General features: G+C 70.5%; 22 protein-coding genes. 11 read left to right on the top strand and 11 right to left on the bottom strand.

Annotated elements, in window-relative coordinates; translation table 11 throughout:
* Window positions 1–34: 34 nt before the first annotated feature.
* Window positions 35–1,540, bottom strand: a complete 1,506-nt coding sequence (locus ABZV38_RS03380; RefSeq protein WP_356324052.1) for an APC family permease — start codon at window positions 1,538–1,540, stop codon at window positions 35–37.
* A gap of 99 nt (window positions 1,541–1,639) precedes the next feature.
* Here ABZV38_RS03380 and ABZV38_RS03375 point away from each other — a divergent pair, with 99 nt between their 5' ends.
* Window positions 1,640–2,368 carry a TetR/AcrR family transcriptional regulator gene (locus ABZV38_RS03375; RefSeq protein ID WP_356324050.1) on the top strand — a complete coding sequence of 243 codons (729 nt, stop codon included), beginning with the start codon at window positions 1,640–1,642 and terminating at the stop codon, window positions 2,366–2,368.
* Between the two features lie 72 nt (window positions 2,369–2,440).
* Here ABZV38_RS03375 and ABZV38_RS03370 read toward each other — a convergent pair whose 3' ends face one another.
* Window positions 2,441–3,142, bottom strand: coding sequence for an FCD domain-containing protein (locus tag ABZV38_RS03370; protein ID WP_356324048.1), 702 nt, complete (start codon window positions 3,140–3,142; stop codon window positions 2,441–2,443).
* 144 nt (window positions 3,143–3,286) lie between these two features.
* On the opposite strand from ABZV38_RS03370, the gene ABZV38_RS03365 reads away from it, so the two are divergent.
* Window positions 3,287–3,796, top strand: a complete 510-nt coding sequence (locus ABZV38_RS03365; protein ID WP_356324046.1) for a gluconokinase — start codon at window positions 3,287–3,289, stop codon at window positions 3,794–3,796.
* A gap of 11 nt (window positions 3,797–3,807) precedes the next feature.
* Window positions 3,808–5,205, top strand: coding sequence for a gluconate:H+ symporter (locus tag ABZV38_RS03360; protein ID WP_356324045.1), 1,398 nt, complete (start codon window positions 3,808–3,810; stop codon window positions 5,203–5,205).
* On the opposite strand, the gene ABZV38_RS03355 is transcribed toward ABZV38_RS03360, so the two are convergent.
* From ABZV38_RS03355 to ABZV38_RS03340, 4 genes are all read right to left on the bottom strand, one after another.
* Window positions 5,202–5,909, bottom strand: a complete 708-nt coding sequence (locus tag ABZV38_RS03355) for a cytochrome b/b6 domain-containing protein (RefSeq protein ID WP_356324043.1) — start codon at window positions 5,907–5,909, stop codon at window positions 5,202–5,204. The genes ABZV38_RS03360 and ABZV38_RS03355 overlap by 4 nt on opposite strands.
* Window positions 5,851–6,516, bottom strand: a complete 666-nt coding sequence (locus ABZV38_RS03350) for a molybdopterin-dependent oxidoreductase (RefSeq protein ID WP_356324273.1) — start codon at window positions 6,514–6,516, stop codon at window positions 5,851–5,853. Before ABZV38_RS03350 ends, ABZV38_RS03355 begins: the two co-directional genes overlap by 59 nt.
* Window positions 6,517–6,653: 137 nt before the next feature.
* Window positions 6,654–8,216 (bottom strand): APC family permease, encoded by a 1,563-nt coding sequence (locus ABZV38_RS03345; protein WP_356324041.1) that lies wholly within the window; start codon window positions 8,214–8,216, stop codon window positions 6,654–6,656.
* 102 nt (window positions 8,217–8,318) lie between these two features.
* A complete protein-coding gene (locus ABZV38_RS03340) occupies window positions 8,319–9,278 on the bottom strand; it encodes a hypothetical protein (RefSeq protein ID WP_356324039.1) in 960 nt (319 codons plus the stop codon).
* 247 nt (window positions 9,279–9,525) lie between these two features.
* Here ABZV38_RS03340 and ABZV38_RS03335 point away from each other — a divergent pair, with 247 nt between their 5' ends.
* Complete coding sequence (locus ABZV38_RS03335; protein ID WP_356324037.1) at window positions 9,526–9,996, top strand: ASCH domain-containing protein; 471 nt, start codon at window positions 9,526–9,528, stop codon at window positions 9,994–9,996.
* Window positions 9,997–10,184: 188 nt separating this feature from the next.
* On the opposite strand, the gene ABZV38_RS03330 is transcribed toward ABZV38_RS03335, so the two are convergent.
* Window positions 10,185–11,840, bottom strand: a complete 1,656-nt coding sequence (locus ABZV38_RS03330; RefSeq protein ID WP_356324035.1) for an FAD-binding dehydrogenase — start codon at window positions 11,838–11,840, stop codon at window positions 10,185–10,187.
* Window positions 11,841–12,066: 226 nt separating this feature from the next.
* On the opposite strand from ABZV38_RS03330, the gene ABZV38_RS03325 reads away from it, so the two are divergent.
* The 4 genes from ABZV38_RS03325 to ABZV38_RS03310 all read left to right on the top strand — a co-directional run bounded on the left by ABZV38_RS03325 (window position 12,067) and on the right by ABZV38_RS03310 (window position 14,302).
* Window positions 12,067–12,960 carry a DMT family transporter gene (locus tag ABZV38_RS03325; RefSeq protein ID WP_356324034.1) on the top strand — a complete coding sequence of 298 codons (894 nt, stop codon included), beginning with the start codon at window positions 12,067–12,069 and terminating at the stop codon, window positions 12,958–12,960.
* Window positions 12,961–13,043: 83 nt separating this feature from the next.
* Window positions 13,044–13,589 carry an NUDIX domain-containing protein gene (locus ABZV38_RS03320; RefSeq protein WP_356324032.1) on the top strand — a complete coding sequence of 182 codons (546 nt, stop codon included), beginning with the start codon at window positions 13,044–13,046 and terminating at the stop codon, window positions 13,587–13,589.
* Between the two features lie 9 nt (window positions 13,590–13,598).
* On the top strand, window positions 13,599–13,994 hold the full coding sequence (locus ABZV38_RS03315; protein ID WP_356324030.1) for a DUF202 domain-containing protein: 396 nt from the start codon (window positions 13,599–13,601) through the stop codon (window positions 13,992–13,994).
* Complete coding sequence (locus ABZV38_RS03310) at window positions 13,991–14,302, top strand: DUF202 domain-containing protein (protein WP_356324028.1); 312 nt, start codon at window positions 13,991–13,993, stop codon at window positions 14,300–14,302. The genes ABZV38_RS03315 and ABZV38_RS03310 overlap by 4 nt, the downstream gene beginning before the upstream one ends.
* A gap of 18 nt (window positions 14,303–14,320) precedes the next feature.
* On the opposite strand, the gene ABZV38_RS03305 is transcribed toward ABZV38_RS03310, so the two are convergent.
* On the bottom strand, window positions 14,321–15,256 hold the full coding sequence (locus tag ABZV38_RS03305) for an NADP-dependent oxidoreductase (protein ID WP_356324271.1): 936 nt from the start codon (window positions 15,254–15,256) through the stop codon (window positions 14,321–14,323).
* A gap of 368 nt (window positions 15,257–15,624) precedes the next feature.
* Between ABZV38_RS03305 and ABZV38_RS03300 the strand changes: the two genes are divergently transcribed.
* Window positions 15,625–16,647 (top strand): phosphotransferase family protein, encoded by a 1,023-nt coding sequence (locus ABZV38_RS03300; protein ID WP_356324026.1) that lies wholly within the window; start codon window positions 15,625–15,627, stop codon window positions 16,645–16,647.
* Between the two features lie 7 nt (window positions 16,648–16,654).
* Window positions 16,655–17,869 carry an acyl-CoA dehydrogenase family protein gene (locus ABZV38_RS03295; RefSeq protein ID WP_356324024.1) on the top strand — a complete coding sequence of 405 codons (1,215 nt, stop codon included), beginning with the start codon at window positions 16,655–16,657 and terminating at the stop codon, window positions 17,867–17,869.
* A 152-nt stretch (window positions 17,870–18,021) separates the two neighbouring features.
* Here the strand turns inward: ABZV38_RS03295 and ABZV38_RS03290 are convergent, their stop codons facing one another.
* The 3 genes from ABZV38_RS03290 to ABZV38_RS03280 are packed head-to-tail and all read right to left on the bottom strand — an operon-like array spanning window position 18,022 to window position 21,091.
* Window positions 18,022–18,615, bottom strand: a complete 594-nt coding sequence (locus ABZV38_RS03290) for a TetR/AcrR family transcriptional regulator (protein WP_356324022.1) — start codon at window positions 18,613–18,615, stop codon at window positions 18,022–18,024.
* Between the two features lie 38 nt (window positions 18,616–18,653).
* Window positions 18,654–20,330: an AMP-binding protein gene (locus ABZV38_RS03285; RefSeq protein ID WP_356324020.1), complete on the bottom strand. Its 1,677-nt coding sequence runs from the start codon at window positions 20,328–20,330 to the stop codon at window positions 18,654–18,656.
* Window positions 20,327–21,091: an SDR family oxidoreductase gene (locus ABZV38_RS03280; protein WP_356324018.1), complete on the bottom strand. Its 765-nt coding sequence runs from the start codon at window positions 21,089–21,091 to the stop codon at window positions 20,327–20,329. Before ABZV38_RS03280 ends, ABZV38_RS03285 begins: the two co-directional genes overlap by 4 nt.
* 184 nt (window positions 21,092–21,275) lie before the next feature.
* On the opposite strand from ABZV38_RS03280, the gene ABZV38_RS03275 reads away from it, so the two are divergent.
* Window positions 21,276–22,553, top strand: a complete 1,278-nt coding sequence (locus tag ABZV38_RS03275; protein WP_356324016.1) for a DUF1343 domain-containing protein — start codon at window positions 21,276–21,278, stop codon at window positions 22,551–22,553.
* Window positions 22,554–22,595: the final 42 nt, after the last annotated feature.

The raw sequence follows: 22,595 nt of genomic DNA, 5'->3' as shown, positions 1-22,595 counted from the left end.
TTCGGTGGGAGTCGTGGGGTGGTGCGCTTCGGGGTCAGGCAGCTTCGGTGACCGCGGATTCGGCAGGGGCCAGGGAGCGGCCCGTGACGAAATACGGGGACTTCCTTACCCACTTGGCCCAGGCCGCCGCACCCACGCCGGTCACCAGCATGGCCGCCGGGCACAAGAGCATGAACCAGCCGTTGTCCGGGCTGATCGCGAAGTGGTCGGCGGAGGTGTAGAAGGACCAGCAGAGATAGCCGCCGAGGCCGAGCAGTACGACGGCACTGAGCACCGGGAGCACGACGGCGCGCAGCGCCTCGGACAGGCTTTCGCGCAGAAGGCCGCGGAAGCGGGCGGCGGCGGCCAGCGCGGTGAGCGCGTAGTAGACCGAGACGACGACGCCGATCGCGTTGACGGAGGCCAGGACGAGGTCGCCTACCTTCGGGATGGCCAGGGACAGAACGGCGACGGCAGCGGCAACGCAGCCGATCGCGACCGTTCCGGCCGCCGGTGTGCCGAACCGCGGGCTGATCTTGGTCCAGAGCGGGCCGAGCGTACGGTCCCGGCTCATCGCGAACATGCCGCGCACGGTCGGGATCACACCGGACTGGAGTGAGGCCACGGCGGAGAAGGTGAGGGCGATCAGCGGCAGCGCGGCAAGCGGCTGGTCGGCGAGCCGGTCGCCGAAGTAGGTGAGCCCCGTGGCGCCATGACCGGTCAACTCGTCCAGCGAGAGGACGCGTTGGAAGGCGAAGGAGCCGAGCAGGAAGAGGCCGAGCATGGTGAAGAGGGTGATGAGTCCGGCCCTGGAGGCGTCCTGCGGGTCGCGGACCTCCTCGTTGACGCTGAACGAGGACTCGAATCCCCAGTAACAGAAGACCGAGAGGAGAAGTCCCTGGGCGAGCTGCTGCCCGGAGGGAATGGTGAACGGGTTGATCCAGTCCAGGCTGAACGGGTGCGGGCCGACGACCAGTCCGTACCCGCAGAATCCGAGCAGCACGACGTACTCGAAGACGAGCAGGTACTTCTGCAGGTTGGCGGCGGACCGGATGCCGGTGATCGCGGTGAAGGTGACGGCGATCAGGACGGCGATGCCGAGGGCGGTCGACTGGGCGGTGGAATCCGGGTCGAGGTGGAGCCCGGCGAGGGTGTGCAGCCCGCCCTCCCCCGCGAGTTGGAGCAGGGCGGAGCCGGTGACCGTCGTGGTGTACGAGAGGAAGACGACGGTGGAGACGATGCCGATCCAGCCGACGAGGAAGCCGAGCCAGGGGCTGAGGGAGCGGCCGACCCAGACATAGCCGCTGCCCATGTTCGGCTCGACCCTGTTGAGCCGGGAGTAGGCACTCGCGATGCCCACGATGGGCAGGAATCCGAGCAGCATGATGATCGGCAGATGGAGGCCTACGGCACCCGCGGTGACGCCGAGACCGATGCCTATGCTCGTGGTTGCGGCGGTGGAGGACGCGGCGATGGCGAATCCGTCGACGACGCCGAGGCTCTTCCTGAGGGACGCGGCTCCTGGTGGGTCGCTGCCGTAGGGGGTGGGTGAGTCCGTCACGGTGGCTCCTTCGCCGGGGGCACTCTTCGGCCCCGATGGCGGCACATCGAACTCCTCGGGGGTTCCGCACGTCAACGCTGTTGTCATAAGGTGCGCCGCATGAGCGCGAGTGAGCGGGTGGTGGCGGAGGGGGCGCGGCGCCGCAGGCGTCCCACCAAGCAGGGCACGGTCCTGTCGGAGCAGCTGATCGTGGAGACGGCGCTGCGGCTGATCGGCGAGCACGGGGCGGCGGCGCTCACCGTGCGCCGGCTCGGCGCGGCCCTGGGGTGCGATCCGAGCGCGATCTACCGGTACTTCCATGACACGGACGACCTGCTGCTCGCAGTGGCCGACGAGCTGATCGGCCGTACGCTGTCCGGCTGGCGGGCGACCGGTGACTGGCGGGCCGACCTGCGTGACCTGGGGTTGCGGATGCATGCCGACTATCTGGCGCATCCGCAGGCGGCCCAGCTGACGTGTGCCCGGGTCACCGGCCGTACGCACGAGATCCAGTCCGTGGAGACCATCCTCGGGATTCTGCGCGGGGCGGGCTTCCCGGACGGGGAGGCGGTGCGCATCTATCACGTGTTCGTCGACCAGGCGCTGTCGTTCGCAGCGCTGGACGCGTCGACGCTGGTGCTGTCGGAGCGGGCCCGCGCGCTGGAGGTGCAGACGTGGCCGCAGACGTATGCACGGCTGGAGCGGACCACGCATCCGCACATCGCGGCGACCGCGTCGGTGCTGGTGGCGGAGATGGGCCGCAGCGGCTATCCGGCGGCGCTGGAGATGATGCTCGCGGCAGCCGCGGCGCGGCTGCAGCATGTGACAGCGAGCCCGTCCGGCACGTGAGGCCGGGGCCCGCCAGACCTCAGGGCGCGGGCACGTCCGGCTCGTGGCGGGCGGGGCGCTTGAGGCAGGGCCTCAGGGCGCCAGGACGTCCAGCTCGTGCAGGGCGCCCACCGCGATCTCCTTCGTCAGCCGCTCCGACTCCACCGCGTGGCCCTCCCGCACCGCCTCCGCGAGCCGTACGTGAAGGGTGACGGCGGCCGGGTCGGGGTCCTCGAACATCACCTGGTGGTGGGTGCGCCCCGCCAGGACCTCGGCGACGACGTCCCCGAGCCGCGCGAACATCTCGTTGCCGGAGGCGTTGAGGACGATCCGGTGGAACGCGATGTCGTGTTCCAGATACCGCTCCAGCTGCTGGCCACGTGAGGTCGCGACCATGCCGAGAGCGCATTCGGTGAGGGCTGCGCACTGGTCCGGCGTGGCGTGCCGGGCCGCGAGCCCCGCCGCGACAGGTTCGATCGCCGAGCGCAGCACGGTCAGGGAGCGCAGCTGGCGCGGCCGGTCGGTGCCGGCCAGTCGCCACCGGATGACCTGCGGATCGTAGACGTTCCAGGCCTCGGTCGGCTGCACGGTCACACCGACCCGGCGCCGGGATTCGACCAGGTGCATGGACTCCAGGACGCGGACCACTTCGCGTACGACCGTGCGCGAGACGTCGAAGCGCTGGGCCAGCTCGTCGGTACGCAGCACCTGGCCCGGCGGGCAGTCACCCGCGGCGATCTCCAGACCCAGGGTGTCCAGCACGTGTGTATGCAGCCCGGGGCCCTGTGTGGTCATGGACAAAGCCTACGGGGCGCCCTTCGGGAACAAAAAGTACGACGTTTATGTCACAGCATCTTGAATAAGTCGTACGTATAGGTTTCAGTAGCGCGACGGACCGATGTCGAGGAAGACGTCGACGGAGACAGCGAGGCACCACCAATGAGCACCCCCCACGTCGTCGTGGTGATGGGCGTAGCAGGGACCGGCAAGACCACGATCGGCCCCCTGCTCGCAGCCGAACTCGGCGTTCCCTACGCCGAAGGCGACGACTTCCATCCCGCGGCGAACATCGCCAAGATGTCGGCCGGCACCCCGCTGGACGACTCCGACCGGTGGCCCTGGCTCGATGCGATCGGGCAGTGGGCGCACGGCCGGGCCGGGCTCGGCGGCGTCGTCAGCAGTTCGGCGCTGAAGCGGGTCTACCGCGACCGGCTGCGGGCCGAGGCCCCCGGTGTCGTCTTCCTCCATCTGACCGGCGACCGCGCCCTCATCGAGGAGCGGATGGCTGAGCGCAAGGGCCACTTCATGCCGACCGCACTGCTCGATTCGCAGTTCGCCACCCTGCAGCCGCTGCAGGACGACGAGGCCGGCGTCGCCGTCGATGTGTCCGGCACCCCCGAAGAAATCACCCAGCGAGCCGTCGCCGCTCTGCGCCGGCTCGAAGCCTAAGGATCATCCACGTGACCAGTCTCAACGTCGAGATGCTGGCAGCGGACGCCGTCGAACCCATCACTTCGGCCGGCAACGCGCAGCTGGGCATCGCCGTTCTGGCGGGCATCGCCGTCATCGTTCTGCTCATCACCAAGTTCAAGTTGCATGCCTTCCTGGCGCTGACCATCGGCTCGCTCGCGCTCGGCTCCTTCGCCGGCGCCGCTCCCGCCAAGACGATAGCCAGCTTCACCGCCGGCCTCGGCTCGACGGTCGCCGGCGTCGGTGTCCTGATCGCGCTCGGCGCCATTCTGGGCAAGCTGCTCGCCGACTCCGGCGGCGCGGACCAGATCGTCGACACGATCCTCGCGAAGACGAGCGGGCGCGCCATGCCCTGGGCGATGGTCCTGATCGCCTCGATCATCGGTCTGCCGCTCTTCTTCGAAGTCGGCATCGTGCTGCTGATCCCGGTGGTGCTGCTCGTCGCCAAGCGCGGCAACTACTCCCTCATGCGGATCGGTATCCCGGCGCTCGCCGGTCTCTCCGTGATGCACGGGCTGATCCCGCCGCACCCCGGCCCGCTGGTCGCGATCGACGCCCTCGGCGCCAACCTCGGTGTCACGCTGGCGCTCGGTGTGCTCGTCGCCATCCCGACGGTGATCATCGCGGGTCCGGTCTTCTCCCGTTATGCCGCCCGCTGGGTGGACATCAAGGCGCCGGAGAAGATGATCCCGCAGCGTCCGTCCGAGGAGCTGGAGCACCGTCCCAGCTTCGGCGCCACGCTGGCAACCATCCTGTTGCCCGTCGTGCTGATGCTGGCCAAGGCCCTCGTCGACATCGTCGTGGACAACCCGGAGAACCACATCCAGCGGGTCACCGATGTGATCGGCTCGCCGCTGATCGCTCTGCTCGCGGCCGTCATCGTCGGCATGTTCACGCTGGGCCGGGCCGCCGGTTTCACCAAGGCGCGGCTCTCCACCACCGTCGAGAAGTCCCTCGCCCCGATCGCGGGTGTGCTGCTGATCGTCGGTGCGGGCGGTGGCTTCAAGCAGACCCTCATCGACGCCGGTGTGGGCCAGATGATCCTGGACTTCTCCAAGGACTGGTCGATCCCGGCGCTGCTGCTGGGCTGGCTGATCGCCGTCGCGATCCGGCTCGCGACCGGCTCGGCAACCGTGGCCACGATCTCGGCGGCCGGCCTGGTCGCCCCGCTCGCCGCCGACATGTCGACGTCGCACGCGGCGCTGCTGGTCCTCGCCGTCGGTGCGGGCTCGCTCTTCTTCAGCCACGTCAATGACGCCGGCTTCTGGCTGGTGAAGGAGTACTTCGGGATGAGCGTCGGCCAGACGGTGAAGACCTGGTCGGTGATGGAGACCATCATCTCCGTGGTCTCGCTGGCCTTCATCCTGCTGCTGTCGCTGATCCTCTAGCCGGACAGCCCCTGGCGACCTGCCGGATCCTCGTCCGGCGGCTCGGCGGACTCCCCCCACAGCGGGTGTTCGGTCCGCGCCCAATGGCGCTCGACCGACCCGGTGCGCATGCCACGGCGTGCCTCCGGGTCGGCGAGCGCCATAGCCATGTGTCCGGCCAGCAAGGTCCCGATCGCGAGCGCCAGCCAGTCGTGCACAAAGGTGGCACCGGTACGCCACATCAGCGGGGCGAGGCCGGTGAACCACATCAGCACCCCGGTGCCGGTCATGACCAGCACGGCGCCCGCGATCCAGGCCGCATACAGCTTCTGACCCGCATTGAACTTCCCGGCCGGGCGGGAGCCGGTCCGGTGGTCGCGGCGGCGTACCGCCCGTAGCCACACCCAGTCGTACGGCCCGAACCGGCCCAGCCGGGACAGGTCGGCGCGCAGCGCCCGGGAGACAAGACCGGCCAGCAGCGGTACGGGGCTCAGCAGCCCGGACCATTGGTGCACGGTGACCACGAGATGGCGGCGGCCGACCAGTTCGGCGAGCTGGGGTACGTACAGGCAGGCCGCGGTCGCCACGCACAGCAGCATCAGCCAGGCCGTGGTGCGGTGCACCCAGCGCTCCGCCCTGCTGAAGCGGTGCAGCCGCCCGGCGGGGTCAGCCGGTGGGGTTGTCGTCGCGGCCGTTGGACCGCCCGACCCAGGCGTCGACGTCATAACCGAGCTCCTCCCAGTAGCCGGGCTTCACGGCGTCGGTGGCGGTGATCCCGGAGAGCCACTTCGCCGACTTGTAGAAGTACATCGGGGCGACATAGAGGCGGACCGGGCCGCCGTGCGCGTGGGCCACCGGCTTGTCCTGCATGCGCAGGGCGACCAGCACATCGGGGCGCCGGGCCTGATCGAGGGTGAGGCTCTCGCTGTAGGTCCCGTCGAAGCAGGTGAAGCGGATCGCCTTCGCTCCGGGCCGCACCCCGGCCGCGTCCAGCAGCGCGGAAAGCCGGACGCCCTCGAACGGGGTCTCGGGGACCCGCCAGCCGGTGACGCACTGGACGTCGCGGACCAGCCTGGTCTGCGGCAGGGCGCGGAGCCGGTCCAGGGTGTACATGGCGGGCCGGTCGACGAGACCGTCGACCTTCAGCCGGTAGTCGGCGGCGCTCTTCCTCGGTACGGACGAGGCGACGGAGTAGTAGCGGAAGCCGCCGCCGTTGGGCAGCAGCCCGGTCAGGCCGGTGGGGTCCTTGTCGGCGACCGCGCCGAGCCCGGATTCCATCATCCGCTGCAGGGCGGGCGCCGCCACGACCGCGCCGGCGCCGAGCCCGAGCATGGTCAGGACCAGGCGGCGGCCGACGGGTGTGCCTTCGGCATCGGGAGGGCGACTGTTCACCCGACCATTCGAGCACCCGCGGCCGCCCGTCACCAGGGGCCGCGGGTATCCGTCACACTTCGGTAAGGCGATGGGGCTCAGTGGTGGACCGAACCGCTCTCGGCCGCCTTCTCCAGCTGGAACGCCTCGTTGCCGAGCCCGATCCTGGCGTGCACCGCCGGCCTCGTCGAGCGCAGCACCGCCCCGTACACCAGGCCGATGACGAGCGCGGCGACGATGACACCGGGCAGCAGCCAGTTGAGGACCGAGCCCGGGCCCGAGCCGACCAGCACGTCGAAGTCCCGGACGGTGAAGACGGCGATCGCCAGCATCGCCACCCCGGCCAGGCCCGAGGCGATCAGCCGCGGCAGCTGCGCCCGGCCCGCGCCGCGCTTCACGAAGAACGCGATCACGGCGAAGGAGGCCGCGGCCATCAGCACGATGACGCCGAGCGCGCCGACGTTGCCCATCCAGGTGAACAGCTGCAGCACGGGCGCGGTCGGGTCTCCGAACGGCTTGTCGTCGGTGAACGCGAAGGCCAGCACGATCACCAGGGAGACCGCGGACTGGAGCAGCGAGCCGGTGGCGGGTGCGCCGCTGGTCTTGTTGGTACGGCCGAAGGCGGCGGGCAGCAGGCTCTCGCGGCCCATCGCGAACGCGTAGCGGGCGACGACGTTGTGGAAGCTGAGCAGTGCGGCGAACATGCCGGTGACGAAGAGCACGTGCAGCACATCGGTGAAGGTCGTGCCGAGCCGGTCCTCAGTGAGACCGAACAGCATCGCGGGGCCCTGCTTCAGCGAGGTGTCCGCGATGAAGCCGGGGCCGGCGGCGACGGTCAGCGCCCAGGAGCTGACCGCGAGGAACAGTGCGGCGTAGCCGACGGCGAGGAACATCACCCGGGAGACGACGATCTGCGGACGGCTGGTCTCCTCCGCGTACACCGGGGCCTGTTCGAAGCCGACGAACGCGGCGATGCAGAAGCAGAGCGCGGTGCCGAGTCCGGCGCCGGTGAGGGTGTCGGGGCTGAAGGCGTGCAGGGACAGGCCCTCGGGTCCGGGCTTGGAGACGGCGGCGATGTCGAAGATCACGACGAGGGCGCACTCGACGACCAGCAGCACGCCGAGGACCTTGGCGTTGAGGTCGATCTTCAGCCACCCGAGGACACCGACGATCAGTACGGCGACGACGGCCGGTATCCACCAGTCGACTTCGATCTCGAGGTAGGTGGAGAAGAGCCCGGAGACCTCGAAGCCGAGGATGCCGTAGATGCCGACCTGCATGGCGCTGTACGCGACGAGGGCGACGAGTGCGGCACCGGCGCCCGCGGTGGGGCCGAGCCCACGGGCGATGTACGCGTAGAAGGCACCGGCGTTGTGGACATGCCGGCTCATCTCCGCGTAGCCGACGCTGAACAGCATCAGGACGATGCCGAGGATGACGTACAGCAGGGGCTGGCCGACGATGCCCATCACGCCGAAGACGGTGGGCATCACCCCGGCGACGACCATCAGGGGGGCGCTTGCGGCGAGAACCGAGAGCAGCAGCCCCGCGGTGCCGAGCCGGTCCGCACGCAGGGCCCGCTCCTCACCCTTGTAGGTGCTGATGCCGCCCGTATCGCCGGTCGCGCCGGTCTCACTCGTTCTCGAACTGCCCGTCGACATGGCGGGGGTGGTCCCTTCGTTGAGGAGAAACAGGGGAGAAACACTGGGAGGTGCACAGCAGCGGGCGACTCCGCGGCAGACGGCTCTGCGGCGGGTGACTCCTCACGGCGTACCGAGCGCGGTACCCCGCGCCGTGAGGAAGGCCTGGTACGGGTCCCGGCCCGAGTACGACCAGGGTGCGGCCGTGGCGTGGGGCCCGATGCGGTGGAAGAGGGCGGCGGCCTCGGCGAGCCTGCCCTCGCAGACCTTGGCGTGGGCCAGGAAGTTGAGGTCGGCACGGTTGCGCGGGTGGTCCTCGCGCTCCCATTCCAGCCACCAGTCGAACGCGGCCTTCATCACCTGCCGGGCCCGCCGTCCCGACCAGTGCCCGGAGCGCACCGGGTCGTCGGGCTCGCTGCCCGCGGCAACCAGGACGCGGTAGCGCTCGGCGTGCGCGACGACCGGGAGGACGGCGAGCGGCGAATCGGCGGGGGCCTGTTCGGCGGCCCAGGCGGCGAAGTCGTAGACCTCGTGCAGCGGGTCCTGGCCGCTGTCGGGGTGGTTCTCGGCGAGCCGGGCCGTCATCAGATGATGCGCGTGGTGGTGGTCGGGGTGGCGGATGCGCACCGCGTCGAAGAGCTTCCCCGCCTCCTCCTGGGTGCCGTGCGCGCGGGCCAGCATCAGCTGCCCCAGCCAGGGCGTGGGGTCGTCGGGGACCAGTCGCGCGGCGTGCAGGCAGGCCTCTCGGGCCGCCTCGGGTGTGTCCTTGCCATGCAGGGCGCGGACCACGGTGGCGCAGGCCAGCAAGGTGGCGGCGTCGGCGCTGTCGGGTTCGGCGAGCAGCCAGTCGCGGGCCCAGCCGGCGGCGGCCGGAGTCTCGGCGAGGGCCACGACGCGATGGCTGCGGCGGTCCCAGTCGCTGCCGGTGCCGGCCAGCAGGGAGCGGGCCCTGGTCCACCGCCCCTGGGTGAACTGCCCCCGCACCTCGATGAGTTCGGTGTCATCGAGCGCCGGGTCGAAGGGATGACCGGAGCGTCCGCCCCGTCTTCGGGAGCGGCCCAGGGGAGGCGGAGGCGGGGACACCGCTGGCTTCCTTTACGAAACGAGTACGAGCAAGTACGGGCTGGAAAAGGACGGCGGTGAGAGCGTTGGGGCGCGTTGGGGCGCGTTGGGGCGCGAGCGTTGTCGATCGCGGACAGCCAAGCGGTAGGCAAGGCTCCGCGTCAAGAGTTGACCTTGATCAACTGCATTCAATTACAGATGAGTTGGCCGGAACCCGGCATTCATGAGCCCTCGTCACGTACGTGACGAGGCATGCCAGACTTGTGCCATGTCGAACCGTGAGCCTCTCAAGCCCTTTCTTCTTGCCTTTCCCGGGCCGCTGCGCGATCAGCTGGTCGAGGCGGTACTCAGCGGCGCGAAGGTGTCGACGACGGGGCTGCTGGCGGAGTACGAGGCGGAGAAGGAGGAGCTGCCTCCGGTGGGCGAGCGGTCGGCGCTGATCGACTCGGCGGGCCGGGAGATCGCGGTGGTGGAGGTGACCGAGGTACGGATCCTGCGGCTCGGCGACATCGATCTCCAGCACGTGATCGACGAGGGCGAGGGCGACACCTCGGCGGCCGAGTGGCGCGCGAGCCATGAGCGGTTCTGGCAGGGGGAGGAGATGCGGGAGGCGCTCGGCGACCCGGAGTTCACGGTCGACGACGGCACACTGATCGTCGCCGAACGGTTCCGCGTCGTCGAGCTCCTCGATCCCTGCGCAGCGGCGGAGGACCGGCCGACCGGCAGTACACAGCACTGACCGGCCGGCACCCGTTGCGCGTCATGGCACAAGGGCGTCGCGCCCGGGGCCGACCTGCTGATGGGCAAGGTCCTGGCCGACGAGGGCTACGGCGTCGGACAGTGCCGCGTCGGCCGTGCTCCTTCCGACGGGAGAACCCGCCCGCACGGGTGGCCGGCCGAGCAGAGCAGGGGCCGGCGGACTACGGGTCAGCCGACCGCCTCCGCCGCGGCCCGGCCCGCCGCCCGTCCGGAGAAGATGCAGCCGCCGAGGAACGTCCCTTCGAGCGAGCGGTAGCCGTGCACCCCGCCGCCGCCGAAGCCTGCCGCCTCCCCCGCCGCGTACACACCGGGCAGGGGTGTGCCGTCCGCCGTGAGCACCCGTGACGACAGGTCCGTCTCCAGCCCGCCGAGCGACTTGCGGGTCAGGATGTTGAGTCGTACGGCGATCAGCGGACCGGCCTCGGGGTCCAGGATGCGGTGCGGCGCCGCCGTGCGGATCAGCTTGTCGCCCAGATACGTGCGGGCGCCGCGGATCGCCGTGATCTGGAGATCCTTGGTGAACGGGTTGGCGATCTCGCGGTCCCGGGCGGTGATCTCGCGGCGCAGCCCGTCCGCGTCGATCAGAGGTTCGTCGGTGAGCGCGTTCATGCCGCGGACCAGCGCGTCGAGGTCCTTCTCGACCACGAAGTCCACCCCGTTGTCCATGAACGCCTTCACCGGACCCGGCACGTCCGCGCGCGCCCGGCCGATCACACCGCGGATCGACTTCCCGGTCAGGTCGGGGTTCTGCTCCGAGCCGGAAAGCGCGAACTCCTTGCCGATGATCTTCTGGTCGAGAACGAACCAGGTGTAGTCGTAGCCGGACTTCATGATGTGCTCGAGGGTGCCGAGCGTGTCGAAGCCGGGGAAGAGCGGGACCGGCAGTCGCTTGCCGCGGGCGTCCAGCCAGAGCGAGGACGGTCCCGGCAGGATCCGGATTCCGTGCTTGGCCCAGATCGGGTTCCAGTTCTCGATGCCCTCGGTGTAGTGCCACATCCGGTCGCGGTTGATGTGATGGGCGCCCGCCTCCTCGGTGATGCCGAGCATCAGTCCGTCGACATGGGCGGGGACCCCGGACAGCATCTTCGCGGGCGGGGTGCCCAGCCGCTCGGGCCACTGGGCACGGACGAGATCGTGGTTGCCGCCGATGCCACCGGAGGTGACGATCACCGCTTGGGCCCTCAGCTCGAAGGTGCCGGTCGCCTCGCGGCTGCTCGCGGTGCCGCGGGAGACACCGCTCGGTTCGAGGAGCTCACCCGTCACGGTGTCCACGGCGCCGGCGGTGCGGCCGAGGCCGGTGACCCGGTGCCGGAACTTCAGCTGGACGAGGCCCTTGGCGACGCCTTCGCGGACCCGGCGCTCGAAGGGGGCCACGACGCCGGGGCCGGTGCCCCAGGTGATGTGGAAGCGGGGTACGGAGTTGCCATGCCCGTTCGCGTCGTAGCCGCCACGCTCGGCCCAGCCGACGACGGGGAAGATCCGCAGCCCCTGGGCCTGCAGCCAGGACCGCTTCTCACCGGCCGCGAAATCGACGTATGCCTGGGCCCACTTGCGTGGCCAGTGGTCCTCCTTGCGGTCGAAGCCGGCCGTACCGAGCCAGTCCTGGAGGGCCAGCTCGTGGCTGTCCTTGATCCGCATGCGGCGCTGTTCGGGTGAGTCGACGAGGAAGAGGCCACCGAAGGACCAGTGCGCCTGGCCGCCGATCGACTGTTCGGGTTCCTGGTCGAGCAGGATCACCGTGCGGCCCGCGTCGACGAGCTCGGCGGTGGCCACGAGACCCGCGAGTCCAGCCCCGATCACGATCACATCAGCGTCGTACGCCATGGGTTCCATCCTTGTCGGGGCGAGTCGGGCGAGTCGGGCGAGTCCGGGTGAGCGGGTGAGCCGGGGTCCCGAAGGAGCACCGGAAGTTACTCGTGCGTCAGATCTTCGGCACCGGTCGCTGCGGCGTCAACCGCCCGGTCGGCCGCGCTCCGGCCGCGCCCTTGGGCCGGAGGCGCTATCGTCGAAACAAATCACCCTCTCCTGGCCGGACTTGAGGTAGAGAAGCGTGTCGGTGCTGGTGCTCGTACTCGCCGTGAGCGCTGCCTGCTGTCTGGGATTCGGCTTTGTCCTGCAGCAGGCTGCCGCCCGGCACGCCCCGAGGAGGGACTATCTCTCCCCCCGGCTGCTGCTCGACCTGATGCGGGTGCGGAGCTGGCTCGCCGGGATCGGCCTGATGGTCTGCGGCATGGCGCTGGGGGCGGTGGCCCTGGGCAACGGCGAGGTGTCCGTCGTCGAGCCTCTCCTGGCGACCAATCTGCTCTTCGCGATGGCCCTGTCGCGCCACCGCACCGGCCAGCGGCTCGGCCGGCAGGGCTGGGCCGGGCTCTGGCTGCTGGCCGGCGGGGTCACCGCCTTCCTGCTGGGGGGCCGGCCGCAGGGCGGCGAGACGATCACGAACGCACTGCGGCACTGGCTGGTGGTCGGCGTGGTCGTGGGCATAGCCCTGCTGCTCACCACCTTCGCCAAGCGCTCGCAGCACGGAGCGGCCCCGGCGCTGCTCGCGGTGGCGGCCGGGCTGCTGTACGGCCTCCAGGACGCGCTGACCCGGATGAGCGGGCAGCTGCTGTCGGCCGCGGGATGGACGGCACTGGTGACGAGCTGGCAGCCGTACGCGGTGGTGGTGCTGGGTGTGACGGGACTGATCCTGGTGCAGAGCGCGTTCGAGACGGCGCCGCTGCGGATGTCGCTGCCCGCGCTGACCGCCGCGCAGCCGCTGGCCGGGATCGCCTGCGGGATCGGCTTCCTCGGCGACCAGGTGCGCACCGATGCGGGTGCGCTGGCCTGGCAGGCGGCCGGACTGGCGGCGATCGTCGTCGGGATCGTGCTCCTGGGGTTGCATCCGGCGATGCCGACGGGCCACGGCCACCACGACCGGAAGCACAGTCTGCAGCCGCACTGACGGGCGGGCGGTTCATGCGTCCGCCCGGCCGGTGCTGCCCGGCCGGTGATCCTCGGCCCCGGAGCTGGGGTTGGATGGGCTTTATGACTGCTGCTGACGAAATTCTGGACATCGTCGACGAGAACGACGAGGTCGTCGGTCAGGCCCCGCGCGGTGAGGCGACCGCGCGAGGTCTGCGCCACCGCTGCGCCTTCATCGAGGTCCGGGACGCCGAGGGCCGGCTCTTCGTGCACCGCAGGACCCCGACCAAACTGGTCTTCCCCTCGCACTACGACATGTTCGTCGGCGGGGTGGTCGGCGCGGGCGAGTCGTACGACGAGGCGGCGCTGCGCGAGGCCGAGGAGGAACTCGGGGTCACGGGGCTCCCCCGCCCCGAGCCGCTCTTCAAGTTCCTCTACGAGAGCGCGGAGCACTCCTGGTGGTCGCACGTCTACCAGGTGCGGTGCGAGCTGCCGGTGAACCCGCAGGTGGAGGAGGTCGCCTGGCACACCTTCCTCACCGATGACGAGCTGACGGAGCGGCTCGGCGACTGGGAGTGGGTGCCGGACGGCCTGGAGACCTACCACCGGCTGCGGGAGTTCCGGGCAGGCCGGGCCCCGGCAGGCGATCGGCGACAAAGTGCTGGTTAGGGTTCGGACGTGAACGACTTCGTACAAGGCCTGAGGCTGTGGTTCGCACCGGAGCGGATCCGTGACGAGGGCGACACCCCGGACTACCGCTTCTCGCTCGCCAACGAGCGCACCTTCCTCGCCTGGATCCGGACGGCTCTGGCGCTCATCGGCGGCGGCTTCGCCGTCGATCAGTTCCTGCCGGAGCTGGCCTGGGGGGTCAGGACGGGGCTGGCGCTCGCGCTCCTCGCAGCCGGTGTGCTGTGTGCGCTGCGGGCGGTCAACCACTGGGTGCGGTGCGAGCGGGCGATGCGGCGCGGCGAGGACCTGCCGGTCTCCCGCTTCCCGACACTGCTCGGCCTTGCCGTCGGCGTCGTCGCCGTCGCGATGGTGGTGGTGGTCGTCTTCGGCTGGGAGGGCCGGTGACGGCCCCCGTCCGGGACCCCGGGCTGCAGCCCGAGCGGACCAGGCTGGCGTGGCGGCGCACCACCCTGTCCTGCACGGTGGTGGCTCTGCTGGCGGGCAAGCAGGCCCTGCACAACGGTGCGAGCCCGGCCGGACTCGCCGCCCTGTCGCTGAGCGTGCTGGCCTGGCTGGGCTTTCTGCAGGTGGCGCACCGGCGGGTGCTCGGGATGGGGACCACGCAGCCGCAGCCGCTGTCACCGCGCGGCGCGCTGACGGCGGCCGTGTGCACGGTGGCGCTCGCGGTGTTCGCCGCGGCGATGATCTTCTGAGGGGTCGTGCCGGGGCTGTCAGTTGTCCCAGGGGACGGTGACGACGATCTTCCCGCGGGTGCGTCCCTCCTCGTTCAGCCGGTAGGCGTCCGCGGCCTGTTCGAGCGGGAACGTCCGGTCGATATGGACCGAGATGATGCCCTGCTCGGCCAGGGTGCTCAGCTGGGCGAGATCCGTCGCGTCGGGCCGGACGAAGGCATAGCGGCCGCCGTACGAGAAGACCTCGCCGTCCGCGATGGACACCAGCCGGCCCCCGGGCTTCAGCACTTCCGCGGAGACGCGCAGGGCCTCGCCGCCGACGGTGTCGAAGGCGGCGTCCACCCCGTCGGGGACCAGGGCCCGGATCCGGTCGGCGAGCCCCTCGCCGTACGCCACCGGCTCGCCGCCGAGCTCTCGCACATGGTCGTGGTTGCGCTCGCTGGCGGTGCCGATGACGCGGGCGCCCGTGTGCCGGGCGAGCTGGACGGCCAGCGAGCCCACCCCGCCCGCGGCCGCGTGGACGAGCACGGTGTCGCCGTCCTGGACCCGCAGCGAGCGGTGCAGCACCTGGTACGCGGTGAGACCGGCCAGCGGCAGGCCTGCCGCCTCCTCGAAGCTCAGGCTCAGCGGCTTGCGGGCGAGGGTGCGCACGGGGGCGGCGACGTACTCGGCGAAGGTGCCGCGGGACAGGAAGTCCTCCCGCACATAGCCGATGACCTCGTCGCCGACCGCGAATTCGTCGACGGCGATGCCGGGCTGTACGACGACTCCGGAGACGTCCCAGCCGGGGATCACCGGAAAGACGGCCTCCAGTCCCGACTGGAGGTGGCCCTCCCTGGCCTTCCAGTCGACCGGGTTGACGGCCGCTGCACGCACTTTCACCAGCACACTGTCCGGGCCGACCTTCGGGTCGGGCCGCTCGCCGTACTCCAGGACGTCGGCCCCGCCGTACCTGCTGTAGCTGATCGCCTTCATCATCCGACCTTCCGGGCTGCTCAGGCCGGACGCAACTCAGGCGGTGACGGCCTCGGACGGCGGCGCGGAGTGCGCCGGCCGCGGGCGGATCAGGTCCGCGGTGACGGCCTCCGGGCATCCGGCCAGCCCCCGGGCAGCTCCGGGCTCACCGGCGCGGGACGGCCGGGCGTCACCCACTCCGGCGCTTCGTCGATCACCAATCCAATGCCGTATTCATATGTGAACTCCATTCAGCGACAAGACTGAACGCCAGATTCCGGACCACCGGGGGCGGAGTCCGCACGGGGGAATCCGGGAGTTCACTGGACGACATACCGACTGGTCGGCATCATGAGCTTCGACGACTTTTCACCCCGGAGGTGCGCACGATGAGCTCAGTCCACCCGCCAGGCCTCGACCTGGACCGGCTCCGCGGATATCTCGACCGCGAACGGCCGGGTCTGGTGAACGGACCGCTCGAAGCCCGGCTCATCGAGGGCGGTCGCTCCAACCTGACGTACATCGTCACGGACGGCACCGGTCACTGGGTCGTCCGCCGGCCTCCGCTCGGCCATGTCCTCGCCACCGCGCACGACATGAAGCGCGAGCACCGGGTGATCAGCGCGCTGCATCCGACCGCCGTGCCGGTGCCCGAGCCGGTACTGCTCTGCGAGGACGACTCCGTCATCGGGTCGTCCTTCTACCTCATGGAGTACGTCGAGGGGACTCCGTACCGCACCGCCGAACAGCTCGCCCCGCTCGGCCCCGAACGCACCCGGGCTGCCGTCCTCGGGCTGGTCGACACGCTGGTGGAACTGCACGCGGTGGACCCCGAGTCCGTGGGACTCGGCGACTTCGGGCGCCCCGAGGGCTTCCTCGACCGGCAGCTGCGCCGCTGGGGCAAGCAGCTGGACGCCTCCCGCAACCGCGAACTGCCCGGCATCGACGAGCTGCACGCCGCGCTGGGGCGCGAGCTGCCCGTCTCCCCCACGCCGACCGTCATCCACGGCGACTACCGCCTGGACAACGTCCTGATCGGCTCGGACGACGAGATCAACGCCGTCCTCGACTGGGAGATGTCGACGCTCGGCGACCCGCTGACCGACCTCGGCCTCCTGGTGATGTACAGCTCCGATCTCGGTCTGCCGGGGTCCCCGGTCTCCACCACCAGCGGCGCGGCCGGCCACCCCACCCCCGCCGAACTGATCGAGCGCTACGCCGCCCGCTCCGGCCGGGACACCTCCGCCATCTCCTGGTACACGGCGTTCGCGTGGTTCAAGCTCGCCGTGATCCTGGAGGGCATCCACTACCGCTACACCCTCGGCCAGACGGTCGGCGCCGGCTTCGACCGGATCGGCGATCTCGTCCCCGTCTTCATCGAGCACGGCCTCACCACCCTTCAGGAAGGCTGATCAGTCCATGGATTTCGCATTCGACGCCCGTACGGAAGAGCTGCGCACCAGGCTGCTCACCTTCATGGACGAACATGTCCACCCGGCCGAGAAGATCGCGGAGGAGCAGCGCGCACTGCTCGCCTCCCCGTGGGACACCCCGCCGATCGTCGAGGAGCTGAAGGCGCAGGCGCGTAAGCAGGGCCTGTGGAACCTCTTCCTGCCCGACGCGGAGTACGGAGCCGGGCTGACCAACCTCCAGTACGCGCCGCTCGCCGAAATCACCGGCCGCTCCCCGCAGTTGGCGCCGACCGCACTGAACTGCGCGGCGCCGGACACCGGGAACATGGAGGTGCTCTTCCAGTTCGGCACGGACGGGCAGAAGAAGCAGTGGCTGGAGCCGCTGCTCGCCGGGGAGATCCGGTCGGCGTTCGCCATGACGGAGCCCGAGGTGGCCTCGTCGGACGCGACGAACATCGAGACCCGGATCGTGCGGGACGGTGACGAATACGTCATCAACGGCCGCAAGTGGTACATCTCCGGGGCGATGAACCCGGACTGCCGGATCTTCATCGTGATGGGCAAGACCGACCCGGACGGCCCCGACATCCGCCGTCAGCAGTCGATGATCCTGATTCCGCGCGACACGCCCGGCCTCGAAGTGCGGCGCGCGATGCAGGTGTACGGGTACGAGGACCACTACCACGGCGGTCACGCCGAAGTCGTGTTCAACGATGTGCGGGTGCCCGCCGCGAACCTGATCGGCGAGGAGGGCGGCGGCTTCGCCATCGCCCAGGCGCGTCTCGGCCCCGGCCGGATCCACCACTGCATGCGGCTGATCGGGATGGCCGAGCAGGCCATCGAGCTGATGTGCAAGCGGGCGGTGTCCCGTACGGCCTTCGGCAAGCCGCTCGCCCAGCAGGGCGTCGTGCAGAACTGGATCGCCGACGCGCGGGTCACGGTTGAGCAGCTGCGGCTGCTGGTGCTGAAGACGGCGTGGCTGATGGACACGGTGGGCAACCGGGGCGCGCACACGGAGATCCAGGCCATCAAGATCGCCACCCCGCGTGCGGTGGTCGACATCCTCGACCAGGCGGTGCAGTTGCACGGCGCGGGCGGCGTCAGCCAGGACTTCCCACTGGCGGAACTGTGGGCGGCGGCGCGGACACTGCGGCTGGCGGACGGGCCGGACGAGGTGCACCAGCGGTCGCTGGCGCGGCGCGAGATCAAGCGGTACGTGTAGGCGGTGGCCGGGGCGGGCGGTGACCGGGTGCGTCCGGTCGCCGCTGCCGTCCTCGGACGAGCGAACCCGGACCAACCCGGAGCCACGGACAGGCAGGAAAAATGAAGCCCGTCCGGCGATTGAGGACGAAGCGGCAACCACCGCCCCGGTGCCTACGGTCGGAGCGCGCGCAGCAGCAAGTCGGCCAGGTGGTCGGCGACCTCCTGCTGGCTCAACGGGCCGTCCGGGCGGTACCACGTCGACAGGTGGTGCACCGAGCCGAAGTGGTAGTCCACCACCAGATCCGCCGGCGTCGCGGTCGAGAACACCCCGCTCCGCTGGCCCTCTTCCACCAGCGCCCGGAACCGCTCGTGGTAGCGGCGCCGCTCCACCCGCACCTGCTTGTTCTTCTCCGGGCTCAGATGGTGCATCGACCGGAAGAAGATCGACGCGTCGTCGAGGTTCTCGATCGTCGTGACGACGACATCCGCCGCCGCGTCCCGCAGCCGCTGCTCGACCGGCGCCTCGGCGGTGGCGAAGGCGTCGAGCCGCTCCTGCTGGAGCCGCAGCACCCGGGCGTAGACCTCCTGGAGGAGGTCCTCCTTGGACCCGAAGTAGTGGTACAGCGCACCCTTGGTGACGCCCGCCGCCTCGACGATCTCCTGGACCGACGTGCGGTCGTAACCCTGCTCGGCGAAGAGCCGGGTGGCGGCGGCCAGCAGCCGCTGCGGGACCGGGGCATCGTTCCCGTCCGTCGTTCTGGCCATTGCCGCCGCCCTGCCTTTCGTACGATGTTTCCGCTGCTCTACTGCGCTGAACGCAGTTCCCGCCTGAGGATCTTCCCACTTGCCGTCTTCGGGAGTTCGGCCAGGATCTCGACCTCGCGCGGGTACTTGTAGGCGGCCAGCCGCTCCTTGCAGTAAGCGCCCAGCTCTCCGGGCCCGACCACCGCACCGGGCCGCAGGCTGACGTACGCCCGGACGGTCTCGCCGCGGTAGACGTCGGGGACGCCGACGACGGCCGCCTCCCGCACCGCCGGGTGGGTGTACAGGACATCTTCCACCTCGCGCGGCCAGACCTTGAAACCGGAGGCGTTGATCATGTCCTTCTTGCGGTCGACGACGTACAGCCAGCCGTCACGGTCCATGAAGCCGATGTCGCCCGTCCGCAGCTCACCGTCCGGGAAAGCGGCGGCGGAGGCGTCGGGCAGCCGCCAGTAGCCGGAGACGACCTGGGGACCGCGGACGGCGATCTCACCCTGTTCGCCGAACGGCACCTCGTCGCCGTTCTCGTCGAGGATCCGGACGATCGTGTCGGGGCCGGGAACGCCGACAGAGAGCGTCCCGGAGACCGGGTCGACGGGGGCTTCCCGCTCGGGCGGTACGGAGGCGCAGGGCGCGGTGCACTCGGTGAGGCCGTAGCCGTTGCGGATGTACGGGCCGAAGCCTGCCCGGAACTTCTCCACGAGCGCGGGCGGCAGCGGTGCACCGCCGGAGGAGATCACCTGGAACGAGGCGAAGTGCTCACGGGTCGCACCGGGATGGGCGGCGAGCGCCATGAAGGCGGTCGACGGGCCGACGGTGTACGCGGGGCGGTGCTCGGCGAACGCGTCGAGGACGACACCGGGATGGAAGCGGTACGCGAGGACGAGGGTGCCCGCATTGGTGAGACAGGCGGCCAGCTGGCACACCATGCCGGTGATGTGGAAGAGCGGCGCGAGCGCGAAGTACGAGGAGCCCTCGGCGACCGGGTGTCCGGTGCGCTGGCGCTCGGCGTTGACCATGATGTTGCCGTGGGAGTTCATGGCGCCCTTGGGGGTGCCGCTGGTCCCGGAGGTGTAGCTGATCAGCGCCACGTCGGCGGCGGTGAGCTCGCGGCCTTCGGGGGCGGCGAGCCCCTGGCGGGCGACGGCCACCAGGTCGTCGGCGTCCTCGGGCGCGGGCAGCCGCTCGAAGTTCAGGACCCGGTCGTCGTTCTGGCTCTGGAGGTCGAGCTCGCAGGCGGTGACGGCGATCCGTACGGTCGGGGCGGCGGCCGCGGTGTCCCGCAGGTACGACTCCCACGCCCGGTCCGCGCAGATCAGCGCGGTCACCTCGGCGTCCTTCAGTACGTGGCCGACCTCACCGGACTTGTACATCGGGTTGAGCGGGACGACGGTCGCCCCGGCCTTCCAGGCGCCGAGCAGCGCGAGTACGAACTGCGGGGAATTCTGCAGCATGATCGCGACCCGGTCGCCGCGCTCCAGGCCCTTCGCGGCGAGATGGCCGGCCACCGAGTCGGAGAGCGCGTCGGTCTCGCGGTAGCTGAGGCGCCCGTCGAAGTAGGCGAGCGCCGGGTGCTCCGGGGCGCCGGCGACGGAGGCACGGAAGGCGTGCACCAGGGTCGCGGCGGGGCTGACAGGGGCCCGCTGGGCCTCGCTGAGCAGGGAGATCCAGGGCTTCGCCGCGTAGACGGACCCGGGGACGGTGTCGGACTCGGTCATGCGCCGGTCTCCTCCCACTTCTGCTGAAGGTGGTTCATGTTGTCGAGCCAGTGGTCGGTGTCCGTGGTCCGGGCCCGGTAGTACCCGGCGACCTCGGGGTGCGGCAGGACGAGGAAGCGGTCCTCGGACATGGCGTCGAAAAGCGCGTCGGCGACGGCCTCCGGCTCGATGGCGCTGGGGGCGAGCACCAGCTCGCCGGCCGACCCCGCGGCGGTGAGCATGTCCGTACGCACGCCCTGCGGGCAGATCGCGTGGACCTTGACGCCGCGGTGGCGGTAGGTCAGCGAGAGCCATTCGGCGAAGGCGACGACCCCGTGCTTGGTGACGCTGTACGGCGCCGCGCCGATCATCGTCAGCAGCCCGGCGGCGGACGCGGTGGAGACGAACCGGCCGCTGCCGCGCTCCAGCCAGTCCGGCAGCAGCGCCCTGGCCGCGCGGACATGAGCCATCACATTGACATCCCAGGCCGCCGCCCAGACCTCCTCGTCGGCGAAGACGTCGCCGGGCGAGGCGAGGCCCGCGTTGGCGCAGTAGATGTCCACGGTGCCGTCCAGGGCATCCCGGGCGGCGTCCACGATCCGTGAGGCGTCACCGGCGACGGCGATGCCGCCGATCTCCTCGGCAAGCACCTTGATCCGGGCCTCGTCGAGGTCGTTGACGACGACCCTGGCGCCTTCCGCGGCGAATCTGCGGGCCAGAGCGGCGCCGATGCCGCCTCCGGCTCCGGTGACCACTACGCCCGCGCCCTGCACCGTACTCATCGGGTCCCGCCTCTCTCAGCCGACTTCCCCAGCAGACTAACCAGTCGGTATGTCGTCGGGGAAGAGGTGGGGCCGGGTTGTCACCACTCCCGTCACAGCAGTACCGTCCGGCTCGTTCCGCAGAGCGCTTGCGCGCGCTAGCGTGCGTGACCATGACAGTCGGAGCGATCATGGAGGTAGCCGAATGAGCCTGTCCAGACGTGGTTTGCTGGCCGCCGGCGGTGCGGCGGGAGCCCTCGCGGCGACGGCTGCAGGAACCGGGACCGCGGCAGCGGGACCCGTGCCCGGGAAGGGGCAGGGCGCCGGGCGGAACCGGATCCGGACCGGCTTCGACCGGCTGGCCGCTGATGGCTACGCACTGCTGAAGGGGCAGAAGGTCGGGGTCGTCACCAACCCGACCGGGATCACCTCCGATGTGCGCCACATCATCGATGTGATGCACCCGGACGAGCGGGTGAACCTGGTCGCGGTCTTCGGACCCGAGCACGGCTTCCGCGGCACCGCGCAGGCGGGCGGCTCCGAGGGGCGGTACGACGACCCGGCGACCGGACTCCCCGTCTACGACACGTATTTGAAGAGCGGGCAGCCGCTCGCCGATGTCTTCACCGCGTCCGGCGTGGACACGATCGTCTTCGACATCCAGGACGCGGGTGCACGCTTCTACACGTACATCTGGACGCTGTACGACTGCATGGAGGCGGCGGCTCTCGCGGGCAAGCGGTTCGTCGTACTGGACCGGCCGAACCCGGTGACCGGGCGGGCCGCGCTCGGGCCGGTCCTCGACCCGGCTTTCTCGACCTTCGTGGGGCGCCGGGAGATCGCGCAGGCGCACGGCATGACGGTCACGGAGCTCGCGCTGCTCTTCAACGCGGAGTTCCTGGCCGAGCGGCCGGTCGAGCTGGACATCGTGAAGATGTCGGGGTGGCGGCGCGCGGACTTCTTCGACGAGACCGGGCTGCCGTGGGTGCCGCCGAGCCCCAACATGCCGACGCCGGACACCGCGCTGGTGTACTCCGGGACCTGCCTCTTCGAGGGCACGAACCTCTCCGAGGGGCGCGGCACCACGCGACCGTTCGAACTGCTCGGTGCGGAGGGCATCGACCACCGCTGGGCGGCGGCCGCGAACGCGCTGGATCTGCCCGGAGTCGCGTTCCGCGAGGCGTACTTCGCGCCGACGTTCTCCAAGTTCCAGGGGAAGACGGTCGGCGGCGTGCAGCTGCATGTGCAGGACCGGGAGGTCTTCGACCCGGTGCGCACGGGGATCGCGCTCCTGGTGACGGCGAAGCAGACCTGGAGCGGGTTCGCGTGGCGCTCGGACAACTGGATCGACAAGCTCACCGGCAACACACGGGTCCGCACGATGATCGATGCGGGTGCGGACACGGATGAGGTGGTGGGGGCCTGGGCGGCGGATCTCGCCGCGTTCCGGGCGGTACGCAAGAGGTACTTGCAGTACCGGTGAGGCGGACCGGGCGGGTCCGAGGGTTCGGACCCGCCCGGTGAA

This window comes from Streptomyces sp. NPDC005181, assembly GCF_040608395.1.
GTDB lineage: Bacteria > Actinomycetota > Actinomycetes > Streptomycetales > Streptomycetaceae > Streptomyces.
Note: the sequence above shows the minus strand (reverse complement) of the source record. Positions and strands in the feature narration are given on the sequence as shown.